Source organism: Pollutimonas sp. M17, assembly GCF_025836975.1.
Taxonomy (GTDB): domain Bacteria; phylum Pseudomonadota; class Gammaproteobacteria; order Burkholderiales; family Burkholderiaceae_B.
The window spans coordinates 2,941,613-2,954,042 of the sequence record NZ_CP107548.1 but is presented as its reverse complement, the minus strand read 5'-3'; the positions used below and the strand labels follow the sequence as shown (position 1 = coordinate 2,954,042).

Here is a 12,430-nt window from a genome sequence, read left to right as displayed (position 1 = left end):
GCCGTTCCATCGTCCTCACACATTTTCCTCAAGGAAAACCGTGAAAACAGCCTTCCTCAACTTTGAACGCCGCCTGACTACGTTATCGATATGGCTCGCCTGCCTGATGCTGGTCGTCGCCGCCAGCATGGGCATGTTGCAGGTCCTGATGCGCTTCGTATTCGAACTTCCGTCGGAATGGAGCGAAGTGATCGTGCGCATATCGCTGATATGGATGGTGTTTCTGGGAATTCCCGCGGCGTTCCGCTACGGCTCCATGATTTCCGTGGATCTGATGCACAGGACGGCGCCGCCTCGTTTCCGCAGGGTGCTGGACGCCATGATCACCATTCTGTCGCTGGCCTTGCTGATTGTCATTGCCTGGTATGGATGGGACTACGCCCAGCGCGGCAAGGTCCAGACCATTATCGGCCTGGAGTTCATGTCCATGTTCTGGGCTTTCGTGGCCTTGCCGGTAGGCTCTGTTTTCGCCATGGTGGGCGTCATCGGCAATTACCTGGATCCCCGCCACGAAGAACTGGAAACAGCCCAGTAATCCCGCGACAACGCCTGGAAGAAGACAACAAATATGACGTCAGCCATGCTTATCACGATGATCGCCTGCTTCGCGATCTCGGTCTCCATCGCAGTATCCATCGGGCTGGCCAGCGTGGTCGGCATCGTCGTCGCCGAAGCGAATATGCTGGTGGCGGTGAAGGAAATCTTCAACTCCATCAACAAGTTTCCGTTGGCGGCCATTCCCTTCTTCATCCTGGCCGGCAATCTGATGGAGGCGGGCGGGATCTCCCAGCGGCTGGTGGAATTCGCCAAATCCCTGGTGGGCGGCGTGCAGGGCGGGCTGGCAGCCACCTGCGTGCTGACCTGCATGATCTTTGCCGCCGTTTCGGGGTCATCGGTCGCCACCACCTTCGCCATCGGCGCCATCCTCATCCCGGCCCTGGTCAAGCACGGCTATCCGGTCAGCTATGCGGCTTCGTTGCAGGCCACGTCGGCCGAGCTGGGCGTGATCATCCCCCCGTCCATACCCATGATCCTATATGGCGTTTCCGCGGAAGTGTCCATTGGCGAACTGTTCATCGCGGGCATCGGGCCGGGCATACTGATAGGCGGCGTACTGATGATATTCACGCTGATCTACGCACGTTGGCACGGCTATGGCAAGGATGACGGCGTGGGAAGAATGGCCGTCTGGCGCGCCACCAGCCATGCCGGCCTGGCCTTGCTGATGCCGGTCATCATTCTCGGCGGGATCTACGGCGGCATCTTCACGCCGACCGAAGCGTCGGTGGTGGCGGTGTTCTATGCCTGGATCGTCGGCGCCTTCATTTACCGCCAGATAAAAATGGCCCATTTGATGGCGGTGCTGAAGAAGTCGGTGATTTCATCGGCCGTCATCATGTTCATCATCGCCAATGCGGGCTTGTTCAGTTTCATGCTGACCCGCGCCGGGGTGCCCGACATGATAGGCAACTTCCTGGCCGAAAACCTGACCAGTTCCACCCTGTTTCTGCTAGGCGTCAATGCCGCACTGTTCATCATCGGCATGTTCATCGAGACGTCGGCGTCCATCATCGTGCTTGCGCCCATCCTGGTGCCGGTGGCCATGAAGTTCGGCGTCGATCCCGTGCATTTCGGGACCATCATGGTCGTCAACCTTGCCATGGGCATGATTACGCCGCCTTTTGGGGTCAATCTTTTCGCGGCCTGCGCCGTGGCCAAGGTATCGCTGGACAAGATCATTACGAAACTCATTCCTTTTGTGCTGGTCATCCTAGGCTGCGTGATGGTGATCACTTATTTCCCGTCCTTGTCGCTGTTCCTGCGCGATCTGGTGTACGCGCGCTGATACTGATCGAGGGCATGAAAAAAGCGGCGCAAGCCGCTTTTTTTTGCGTCCGGAGATGCCGGAGCGCCGTTTGCCCGGCTGCCGTCTCCGGCTCGAACACGCGAACTTGACCCAGCCAGGCTGCGGATCGGGGCGTCGATGTGTTCCGCTGGAGCAAGAAAAACGGGCCCCGCGGGGCCCGTGCTTATCGTCTTGGCCTTTCCTACTTTTTCCCTGCGAGACTGTTCATCCAGCCGAGGCCCTGCACCGTGCCGTTGGCCGGCCGGTACTCGCATCCCACCCAGCCGTCGTAGCCCAGCTCGTCCAGCAGGCCGAACAGGTAGGCATAGTTGACTTCGCCGGTATCGGGCTCGTGCCGCTCGGGTACGCCGGCGATCTGTATGTGGCCCACATGCGGCTGGAATTTTCGGAAAGTCATGGCGATATCGCCTTCCATGATCTGCACATGGTAAAAATCCATCTGCACTTTCAGGTTGGGCTCGCCGACCTCTTCGCGTATGGCATGGGCCTGGTCCTGCCGGCCAAGGAAGTAGCCGGGCATGTCGCGGTGGTTGATGGGCTCGATCAGCAAGGTGATGCCATGCGCGGAGCACTGCTGTGCGGCGTACTTCAGATTCTCGATGAAGGTGGCCCTACACTGGACAAGGTCGGCATCGGCGGACAACAAGCCGGCCATGGCGTGCACGTTGGGCGTTCCGAGCGCCTGCGCATAGGCAATGGCCTTTGCCACGCCGTCGCGAAACTCCTGTTCGCGGCCCGGCAAGGCGGCAATGCCGCGCTCGCCGGCTTCCCAGTCGCCCGGCGGCATGTTGAACAGCACATTCTTGACCGCATGGCGCTTCAGTTCGGCGGCGATGTCCTGTGCCTCGAAGTCGTAGGGGAACAGAAATTCAACGGCCTTGAAGCCGGACTGGGCGGATGCCTGGATGCGCTCCAGGAAGGGCAGCTCGTTGAACATCATGGTGATGTTGGCGGCAAGTTTGGGCATGGTTATTCCGATATGAACGTTGTTCAATGATTGCGGACCGGCGGCCATGGCCGCGCCCGCCGCGATGCGCTACAGCTTGAATACGGTTTTCAGCTCTTCGATCTGCTCCGCGGTCAGCACGCGCGGGTTGTGGCCCTGGAGCAGCAGGAAGAGCTTGGCGGTTTCCTCGAGCTCTTCCATGGCATACACGGCGGACTCCAGGGTCGTGCCAGATACGACCGGCCCATGGTTGGCCAGCAGGACGGAGCTGTGCTTGGCGGCAAGGCCGCGTATGGCGTCGCCCAGGTGGGGGTCGCCGGGCCGGTGGTAGGGAACCAGGGGCAGCTTGCCTATCTTCATGACGAAATAGGGCGTCAGCGCGGGTATGCAGTCGCACTGGTTCAAGCCCGACATGCACGATACGGCGGCCGAATGCGTGGCATGAAGGTGGACGATGGCGCCCGCGCCGGCGCGTTCTTCGTACATGGCGCGATGCAGGAAGGCCTCCTTGGAAGGAGGTGCGCCGGACAGCAGCTTGCCGTTCCAGTCCAGCTTGGACAACTGCGCGGGATCCAGCGCGCCCAGGGAGCTGTTGGTGGGCGTCAGCAGCCAGCCGTCGTCGGTGCGCACGCTGATGTTGCCGCTGCTTCCGGCGGTCAGCCCGCGCTGATGCAAAGAGGCGCCGAAGCGGCAGATTTCCTCGCGCAGCCGGGACTCGCTCATGGCAGTTGGCTCCAGGCCTTGGTGAAGAAGTCGGTGGCGCCGAAGTTGCCCGATTTAAGGGCAAGCGCGATGGGCGTGGCGCCCAGGCTGACTGTCCAGGGCACACCCGGGTCGATGGTGGGGCCGATGCGCAGGCTGCGCACGTCCAGCGCGGTGACCACAGCGCCCGAGGTTTCGCCGCCCGCCACGATCAGCTGCCGCACGCCCGCCTGGACGAGCCGTTTGGCGATTTCCGACAGGGCTTCTTCCACCAGCGCTCCCGCACGATCCACGCCCAGCTTTTCCTGGGCTACCTTGACGCGGTCGGGGGATGCGGTTGCATAGACGATGACCGGCCCCTGGCCGAGCAAGGGTTCGGCCCAGGCCATGGCTTCGGCCACCTGGTCTTCATTGGCGGCCAGTCGAAGGGGGTCGATGGCATAGGCGGGCGTACCGCGCTCGACGGCGTCGGCCAGCTGCGCCTGAGTGGCCTGCGAACAACTGCCACAGACGATGGCGCGCAAGCCTTGCGTTTCGGGCAGGTCGCTTGCAGCATCCTGTGCATTAAGCAGGCCTTGCGCGCGGAAGTTCTGCGGCAGGCCCAGCGCGATGCCCGAGCCGGCGGTGACCAGGGGCAGGTCCGCGCAGGCGGCGCCTATCTGCAGCAGGTCGTCGTTGGAGATGGCATCGACGATGGCCATGCCTACGCCTTCGGCCTTCAGGGCTTCCATGCGCTGCTTGATGGCCTGCGCTCCGGCGGCGACGGTGCCGTGCTCGATCAGGCCGACTTTCTTGGTGGTTTGCCGCTGCAGGACCCGTTGCAGATTGGAATCGTGCATCGGAGTCAGGGGATGGTGGCGCATGCTGCTCTCGGCAAGCAGGACATCGCCCACGAACAGGTGGCCCTTGAATATGGTGCGCTTGTTTTCCGGAAAGGCGGGGCAGGCGATGGTGAAGGGCGTATCGAGCGCGGCCATCAGCGCTTCGGCGACAGGCCCGATATTGCCTTTATCGGTCGAGTCGAAGGTGGAACAGTACTTGAAATAGGTCTGGCGGCAGCCTGCGTCGCGCAGCCATTGCAGTGCCGCCAGCGATTCGGCCACGGCCTGCTCGGCGGGCGTGGTGCGCGACTTCAGGGCAATGACCACGGCGTCGGTGCCGTCGGGCACCGGTTCTTTGGGTATGCCTATTGTCTGTACCGTGCGCATGCCCGCATGCACCAGCATGCTGGCCAGGTCGGTGGCTCCGGTGAAATCGTCGGCAATGCAGCCCAGCAGTATGCTCATGGTGTCTTGTCGTCTTGCAGATAGGCGCGAATGATATCGCTGAAGTTGGTGTCGGAGGTGAAGCCCAGCGCCTTGGCGCGTGTGGCTTCGAAGTTTCCGGGCCAGGAGTTGACGATGCGTTTCACGGCTTCGTCTTCGCGCCATTGTATGCGCTGAGCGACCTCGCCGCCCGCTACGTCGGTCAGCGCATCGGCCATTTCACGCACCGTTACGGACAGGCCGGGCAGGCTGAGGATGCGGCTGGCTTCAAAGCGGCTGGCGTCCAGTTCGTGCCCGTGTATCAGGTTGCGGATGGCCTGGCGCGGCGACATGAGCCACATGCGCGTATCGCCGTTGACCGGGCACACGGCTTCCTGGCCGTTGAGCGGTTCGCGGATGATGCCGCTGGCAAAGCTGGAGGCCGCTTTGTTGGGGGCGCCGGGCCGCACGGATATGGTGGGCATGCGCAGGATGCGGCCGTCTATATAGCCTTTGCGGCTGAAATCGTTGACCATGAGTTCGCCCATGGCCTTTTGCGCGCCATACGAACTTTGCGGCACGGGGCTGAGCGTGTCGGGCACGGTTTCGGGAAGTTCGCCGCCAAAGACGGCCACCGAACTGGTAAAGACCACGCGAGGCTTGGTGCCCAGCGACTTGGCGCGCTCCAGGATCTGGCGCGTGGCATCGAAGTTGATTTTCATGCCCAGGTCGAAATCGACTTCGGCGTGTCCGCTGACGATGGCGGCCAGATGGAAAATACTTTGCGTGTCGGGCGTGATGGCCCGCGCGATGATGGCGGGGTCGGAAATGTCGCCCACCAGTACGTCGATGCGAGGGTCCGAGAAGCCGGCCGGCGCGGCGATGTCGACCATCGTGATGCGCGAAATTTTTTCCGGCTGGCCGCTGCGCCCGGTGAGCGAGCCTTGGGCTAATAATTGTTTGGCCAGCTTGCTTCCCAGGAAGCCGGCCGCGCCTGTAATGGCGATGTGCATGTTATGGCTCGCTAAATGTTGTCATACAAATTGCTTATCAGTTTATGGATTAATCTGTATCATGTCAACATAATGAACGACCGCAACATACTGATAAAAACACGGGTGTATTCATGGATGGCTTGACCGGATCCGGCAAAAAATCGGCAAAGAAAAACGGCACCCTGGCCGACCAGGTGACCCAGGTCTTGATGCGGGAAATCAGGGACAATACCTTTCCGGTCCATTCGCGCCTGCCCTCTGAAATCGATATGGCCCAGCGTTTCAGCGTAAGCCGGACCGTCATCCGGGAAGCGATTTCACGGCTGAAGTCCGAAGGGCTGGTGGGTTCCCGGCAGGGCAGCGGAACCCGGGTGCTCGAACCCAATGTGGCCCGGCCGTTCAGGCTGAATATCGATCTTCACGACTCCCTGCAGGCGGTATTGCGCGTCATTGAATTGCGCCGGGGCATCGAGGGCGAGATGGCCGCCCTGGCCGCCGAGCGGTGCACCGATGCGCAGCGCGCGCGCATCCGTAAAGCCTTCAACAATATCAAGAAGGCGGAGCGCGCGGGCGGGGATGGCGTGGACGAGGACGTCGCCTTCCATACGGCCATTTCGCAGGCCAGCGGCAATCCCTTGTTCACGTCGCTGTTGTCCTTTCTTGGCCAGTATGTGCGCAGCGCCATCCATGTCACGCGCAACAACGAGGCGCGCCGCGACGACTTCAGCCTTCAGGTGCAGGCCGAGCATGCCGCCATCATGGAGGCCATTTCAAAAGGGGATGCCGAGGCGGCGCGCGCGGCGGCGCTGAATCACGTCGAGCACGCGGCGATACGCCTGCAGTCGGCCGACGAATCCTTCTGGACGGCCGATGTCACCCGCGTGGCCCGCAGCCTCTCGATGAACCACGACGAGCGGGCCGATCAGCAGTAGGCAGCCAAACGCCACCCGGCCGGATCTTCGGATCAGGCTTGAACAGGCCGGCGCCTGCCCAAGCCGAACCCCAGCAGCAACAGCAGCGCGGACCACGCCAGCACGGGGATATTGCCCCAGCGCACATAAGGCGTCAGGCCCTGCATGCCCTGGACTTCGACGTCCAGCACGCCTTTGACCATGGGGTCCAGTGCGGCGCGCACAACTCCGTTCGGATCGATGGCGGCAGTCATGCCGGTATTGGTGGCGCGTATCATGGGCCGCGCCGTTTCCAGGGCCCGCATGCGCGAAATCTGCAAGTGCTGGCGCAATGCCCACGAGTCGCCGAACCAGCCCAGGTTGCTGAGATTGACCAGCACGCTGGCCCCGGGCCCGTATGTCGGGCTGGGGCGCACGGACTGGATGATTTCCTCGCCGAATACGTCTTCATAGCAGATGTCGGGCGCCACGAATTGATCGCCTATCCGGAACAGGTCCTGGCGCGGAGCCCCGCGATTGAAGTCGCCCAGCGGGATGCGCATGGCGTCAACGAACCAGCGGAAGCCGGGTGGGACGAATTCGCCGAAGGGAACCAGATGATGCTTGTCATAGCGCATGCCGGGCTGTCCGGCGCGCAGCGCATCCAGCGATGTCCCGCCATCGAAGGCGATGGCGCTGTTGGTGTAGCGCTCCCCGCCGTCGACGCGGTCGTGCAGCGGGATGCCCATCAGGATGCGGGCATCGCGCGTCTGGGCGATGTCCAGCCACTGTCGCCATCTTTGCGCAGGAATGGCGTCCTGGAACACCGGCATCACGGTCTCGGGCAGGACGATCAGGTCGGGGGCGTCGGCGGCCTGCTTGGGCGGCAGGGCGGCCAGCCGCATATAGGTGGCGATGCCCTGTTCGATAAGCCTGGGATCGAATTTTTCCGATTGGGGGACGTTGCCCTGCACCAGGCGCACCATCATCGGCGTGCCCAGGGGTTGCGACCAGGCGATGTGGCCCAGCGCAATGCCGATCAGGCCGCTGACGATGGCCAGGCCCACGGCCACCGCCGCCTTGGCGTCGTTCTCGGTGTCCTTGGCGCAAGCCAGCAGGGCGATGGCGCCCGACGCAAAAGCGGCCAGCCACGCCAGTCCATACACGCCCAGCACCGGCGCCCAGGGGGCCAGCACCCCTTCCACGTGGGCATAGCCTATGTTCAGCCAGGGCAGGCCGGTAAACAGGGTGCCGCGCAGCCATTCGGCCAGCGTCCAGCTCGATGCCCAGATGGCGGCCGCCAGCAATTGCCAGCGGTAGTTCGAGAAATTACGCAGATGACCGGCCGCCAGCCAGCGAGCCAGCGCGGTGGCCAGCGTGGTGAACAGCGCCAGGCCCGCCGCCAGCAGCAGCACAGCGGCGCCCGCCAACGGGGCGGCCATGCCGCCATAGTCGTGCATGCTGATATAAAGCCAGTAAAGGCCCACCGCGAAGTTCGCGGCGCCGAACAGGAAGCCGCCGAGCGCGGCCTGGCGGACGGTGCCGGCGCGAAAGACGTAATAGGCCAGGATGGCCAGGGCGAAGATCTGCACGAAGGGCAGTACCCAATGAGGCAGGGGGCCGGGCGCGAACGACAGGGCATGGACCGCGCCCAGCAGCGCCAGGCCGGCATGCCAGGGGGTATGGCGGCTCGGTGTAGGAATGCTCAAGGGATTTACTCGCTGGCGCCGGCGGGGGCCAGCGGATCGGCGCTGTCGTGCTTGATGTGCAGCCACAGGGCACGCTTGGCATCGGCTCCCACCACGGTGATGTTCAGGCCTTGATGGCTGATGCTGTCTCCGCGCCGGGGGATGCGGCCCAGCTCCGCCGCCAGCCAGCCGCCCAGCGTGTCGTAGTCGTCGTGCGGCAGGTCGGTGTTGAAGCTGCGGTTGAAAATGTCGATTTCGGTAATGCCCATGGCCCGCCAGCTGTTCGTGCCGGTCTGGAATATGGTTTTCTCGGCGTCCTCGTCGTACTCGTCCTCGATGTCGCCGACGATCTGCTCCAGGACGTCCTCCATGGAAACCAGGCCCGAGATGCCGCCATGCTCGTCGACGACGATGGCCAGGTGATTGCGGCTGCTGCGGAAGTCGTGCAGCAGCACGTTCAGGCGCTTGGTTTCGGGAATGAATACGGCCGGGCGCACGAGCGGGCGCAGGTCGATGGCCGGGTTGGTGATGGACAGCAGCAGGTCCTTGGCCAGCAGGATGCCCACGATGTTGTCACGGTCGTCTTCATAGACCGGAAAGCGCGAGTGGCCGGTTTCGATGATCTCCGGCAGCACTTCGGACAGCGGCTTGCTGATGTCCAGCATATCCATCTTGGAGCGCGGCACCATGATGTCGGCCACGGTCTGGTTGGCCACTTCAAGGGCGCCGGAGATCATGGCGTAGGATTCGCCGTCGAGCACCTGCCGGTCGTGGGCGGCTTCGAGCACAGCCTTGATGTCTTCGCGGTCTTCGGGCTCCGATGGCCGCATGAATGCGGTGAGCCGTCCAAACAGGGATTTCGATGCGTTTTTTGCCGGGCGGGGCTCGGCGTCTGATGAGCTAGGTTCTGGCATTGTCCAAGGGACTTGATACAGGAGGGTTTAGCATAACCGAAAATACCCGCCCGGGTGCGCGGCCTCAGGCCTGGTAGGGGTCGGCGATGCCCATTTTTCCAAGTATCTCGACTTCCAGCGCTTCCATGGTGCTGGCTTCGTCGGGGTCGATATGGTCGTAGCCCAGCGCATGCAGGACGCCGTGCACGGTCAGGTGGGCGGCATGATCCAGCAGCGGCTTGCCCTGCTCGGCCGCTTCGCTGTGCAAAACGGGCACGCACAGCACCACGTCGCCGCTGGCCGTGCCGTCGGGGCCGGTGCCGTATTCGAAGGTCAGCACATTGGTGGCATAGTCCCGGCCGCGGAACTCGCGGTTCAGGCGACGGCCTTCGTCGGCGTCCACCAGGCGCAGGGTCAGGACGACGGCGCGCAAGGCGTCCGCCTCGGGGCCGTCCGCGCGGGCGATGCCGCGCAGGGCGTGCAGCACCCAGCGGCGCAGGCGCCAGCGAGGCAGTTGGTCGGCCGCCGTGGCGTACTGAACGACCAGGGACAGATCAGGAGACATGGTCGCCGGCTTTTTCGTAGGCATCCACGATGCGCGCGACCAGCGGATGGCGCACCACGTCGCGGCTGGTGAAGCGGGTGGTGGCGATGCCCTGCACCGACTCCAGGACGTCGACCGCATGCAGCAGGCCGCTGGCCTGGCCGCGCGGCAGGTCCACCTGCGAAGGGTCGCCGTTGATCACCGCCTTGCTGCCGAAGCCGATGCGGGTCAGGAACATCTTCATCTGCTCGGGAGTCGTGTTCTGCGCCTCGTCCAGGATGACGAAGGCATGGTTCAGCGTGCGCCCGCGCATATAGGCCAGCGGCGCGATCTCTATGGTCTGCTTCTCGAACAGGCGCTGCACGCGCTCGATGCCCATCAGGTCGTAGAGCGCATCGTAGAGCGGGCGCAGGTAAGGATCCACCTTCTGCACCAGGTCGCCCGGCAGAAAGCCCAGCCGCTCGCCCGCTTCCACGGCGGGGCGCGTCAGCACCAGGCGCTGGACGGTTTCGCGCTCCAGCGCATCGATGGCGCAGGCCACGGCCAGCCAGGTCTTGCCCGTGCCGGCGGGGCCGATGCCGAAGGTGATGTCGTGCCGCAAAATATGGTTCAGGTATTCGCGCTGGCGCGGCGTGCGCGGGCGCAGGTCGGATTTCCGCGTGCGCAGGTTCAGGCTCTGATCGTCGACCGGGGGGATTTCCGGAAGGGCGGCCGGCTCGGCGGGGGCTTCCCCGGATACCTGCGGGCGCCCGGCGCCCAGTTCGACCATACCCAACTGGATGTCGTCCACCGACAAGGCCTTGTGCACGGCGCGCCGATGGAACCACTGGAGCGCCTTGGCGGCCGCTTTCGCCTGCTCGCCCGTGATCGACACATGATCGCCGCGCCGGCTGAGGCTGACATTCCAGCCATCGGCGATCTGGCGCAGGTTTTCATCCAGCGGCCCGCACAGATTGGCCAGATGGGTGTTGTCGCCATCCAGCTTGACGGTGACGGGGCCTTTTTTGCCTTGAGCGGTTCGCGTCATGCGCGTTCCCCGCTGATCACGATTTCACCCTTCAGGGAATTGGTCATGGTATGCGTGATACGCACGTCGACCATCTGGCCGATGAGGCGCGGCTGGCCCACGAAGTTGACGATGCGGTTGTTCTCGGTGCGGCCCGAGAGTTCATTGGGATCGCGCCGCGAGGGCTTTTCGACCAGGATGCGCTGAATGCCGCCCACCATGGACTGGCTGATGGCATTGGCCTGTTCGTTGATCAGGGCCTGCAAGCGATGCAGGCGCTCCAGCTTGACCTCTTTGGGCGTGTCGTCGTCCAGGTCGGCGGCGGGCGTGCCGGGCCGGCGGGAATAGACGAAAGAGAAGGACTGGTCGAATCCGACATGCCGGATCAGGTCCAGGGTTTTCTGGAACTCGGCTTCGGTTTCGCCCGGGAAGCCGACAATGAAATCGGACGACAGCGTCATGTCGGGACGCACCGCGCGCAGCCGCCGCACAATGGACTTGAACTCCAGCGTCGTGTAGCCGCGCTTCATCGCCGCCAGGATGGTGTCGCTGCCGGCCTGCACAGGCAGGTGCAGGAAGGGCACCAGCTTGGGCAGCGAACCGTGCGCTTCGATCAGCCGCGAGGTCATTTCCTTGGGATGCGAGGTGGTGTAGCGTATGCGTTCGATGCCGGGAATTTCATGCACATATTCCAGCAGCATCGCGAAGTCGGCGATCTCGGGGCCATCGCCCATGGGGCCGCGGTAGGCATTCACGTTCTGGCCCAGCAGGGTGACTTCCTTCACCCCCTGGTCGGCCAGGTCGGCAACTTCCATCAGCACGTCGTCAAACGGGCGCGATACCTCGGCGCCGCGCGTGTAGGGCACGACACAGAAGCTGCAATACTTGCTGCAGCCTTCCATGATGGAGACGAAGGCTGCAGGGCCTTCGACGCGGGCCGGCGGCATGGCGTCGAATTTCTCGATCTCGGGAAAGCTGATGTCGACCTGCGAGCGGCCCGACTGGCGGCGCTGCGCAATAAGCTGCGGCAGGCGGTGCAGGGTCTGCGGCCCGAACACCACGTCGACGTAGGAGGCGCGCTTGATGATGGCTTCGCCTTCCTGGCTGGCCACGCAGCCGCCCACGCCGATGATGAGGTTGGGGTTGCTCTGCTTCAGGTGCTGCACCCGCCCCAGGTCCGAGAACACTTTTTCCTGCGCTTTCTCGCGCACGGAACAGGTGTTGAAAAGGATGATGTCGGCTTCGTCCGGGTTCTGGGTGATCTCGACGCCTTGATCCTCACGCAATACGTCGGCCATCTTGTCCGAATCGTATTCGTTCATCTGGCAGCCGAAGGTGCGGATGAAGAGTTTGCGGGTCTTGGCGGCGGTCGGGGTTTTGGATGCCTGTGCCTGCCCGGCTGGGGTGGGCTCTTCAGGAAGCAGTAGTGCTGTCGACGCTTCGGGCTCTTCAGGGATCAGCAGCGTGCCGGATATTTGGCCTGCGCTTTCAACCGCCTGTTGTGTGGACGCTGTAGGCTCTTCGGGCAACAGGAAGGCGGATGGCTTTGCAGGCGTGGCCGCAGAGGCGGTGCCAGGCCGCTTGATGGTGATTTCTTGCATGATGATCGCCGTAACGGGTGTATATCCCGGGGGCTGAAATGTAAAGGGCTTATT

Annotated in this window: 12 protein-coding genes; 3 read left to right on the top strand and 9 right to left on the bottom strand. The window is 63.4% G+C overall.

The features are described from left to right. Positions 1 to 40 precede the first annotated feature (40 nt). A complete protein-coding gene (locus tag OEG81_RS13920; protein WP_264129876.1) occupies positions 41 to 535 on the top strand; it encodes a TRAP transporter small permease in 495 nt (164 codons plus the stop codon). A 33-nt stretch (positions 536 to 568) separates the two neighbouring features. Further along, positions 569 to 1,846, top strand: a complete 1,278-nt coding sequence (locus OEG81_RS13915; protein WP_264129875.1) for a TRAP transporter large permease — start codon at positions 569 to 571, stop codon at positions 1,844 to 1,846. 202 nt (positions 1,847 to 2,048) lie between these two features. On the opposite strand, the gene otnI is transcribed toward OEG81_RS13915, so the two are convergent. The 4 genes from otnI to denD form a co-directional block, all read right to left on the bottom strand. Then, complete coding sequence (otnI, locus tag OEG81_RS13910) at positions 2,049 to 2,834, bottom strand: 2-oxo-tetronate isomerase (protein WP_264129874.1); 786 nt, start codon at positions 2,832 to 2,834, stop codon at positions 2,049 to 2,051. A gap of 69 nt (positions 2,835 to 2,903) precedes the next feature. Beyond that, positions 2,904 to 3,536, bottom strand: a complete 633-nt coding sequence (gene otnC / locus OEG81_RS13905) for a 3-oxo-tetronate 4-phosphate decarboxylase (protein WP_264129873.1) — start codon at positions 3,534 to 3,536, stop codon at positions 2,904 to 2,906. Beyond that, entirely contained in the window at positions 3,533 to 4,801 is a 1,269-nt protein-coding gene (gene otnK / locus OEG81_RS13900) for a 3-oxo-tetronate kinase (protein ID WP_264129872.1), read from the bottom strand. Before otnK ends, otnC begins: the two co-directional genes overlap by 4 nt. Beyond that, positions 4,798 to 5,772: a D-erythronate dehydrogenase gene (gene denD, locus OEG81_RS13895; RefSeq protein WP_264129871.1), complete on the bottom strand. Its 975-nt coding sequence runs from the start codon at positions 5,770 to 5,772 to the stop codon at positions 4,798 to 4,800. The genes otnK and denD overlap by 4 nt, the downstream gene beginning before the upstream one ends. A gap of 113 nt (positions 5,773 to 5,885) precedes the next feature. On the opposite strand from denD, the gene OEG81_RS13890 reads away from it, so the two are divergent. Further along, the gene (locus tag OEG81_RS13890; RefSeq protein WP_264129870.1) at positions 5,886 to 6,686 is read left to right on the top strand and encodes a FadR/GntR family transcriptional regulator; all 801 of its coding nucleotides are present in this window, start codon (positions 5,886 to 5,888) and stop codon (positions 6,684 to 6,686) included. Between the two features lie 32 nt (positions 6,687 to 6,718). Here OEG81_RS13890 and lnt read toward each other — a convergent pair whose 3' ends face one another. The 5 genes from lnt to miaB form a co-directional block, all read right to left on the bottom strand. After that, positions 6,719 to 8,353 carry an apolipoprotein N-acyltransferase gene (lnt, locus tag OEG81_RS13885; protein WP_264129869.1) on the bottom strand — a complete coding sequence of 545 codons (1,635 nt, stop codon included), beginning with the start codon at positions 8,351 to 8,353 and terminating at the stop codon, positions 6,719 to 6,721. Between the two features lie 5 nt (positions 8,354 to 8,358). Next, positions 8,359 to 9,246, bottom strand: a complete 888-nt coding sequence (locus tag OEG81_RS13880; RefSeq protein ID WP_264129868.1) for an HlyC/CorC family transporter — start codon at positions 9,244 to 9,246, stop codon at positions 8,359 to 8,361. 64 nt (positions 9,247 to 9,310) lie between these two features. Beyond that, positions 9,311 to 9,790, bottom strand: a complete 480-nt coding sequence (gene ybeY / locus OEG81_RS13875) for an rRNA maturation RNase YbeY (protein ID WP_264129867.1) — start codon at positions 9,788 to 9,790, stop codon at positions 9,311 to 9,313. After that, on the bottom strand, positions 9,780 to 10,796 hold the full coding sequence (locus OEG81_RS13870) for a PhoH family protein (RefSeq protein ID WP_264129866.1): 1,017 nt from the start codon (positions 10,794 to 10,796) through the stop codon (positions 9,780 to 9,782). Before OEG81_RS13870 ends, ybeY begins: the two co-directional genes overlap by 11 nt. Next, positions 10,793 to 12,376 carry a tRNA (N6-isopentenyl adenosine(37)-C2)-methylthiotransferase MiaB gene (gene miaB / locus OEG81_RS13865; RefSeq protein WP_264129865.1) on the bottom strand — a complete coding sequence of 528 codons (1,584 nt, stop codon included), beginning with the start codon at positions 12,374 to 12,376 and terminating at the stop codon, positions 10,793 to 10,795. The genes OEG81_RS13870 and miaB overlap by 4 nt, the downstream gene beginning before the upstream one ends. Positions 12,377 to 12,430 lie beyond the last annotated feature (54 nt).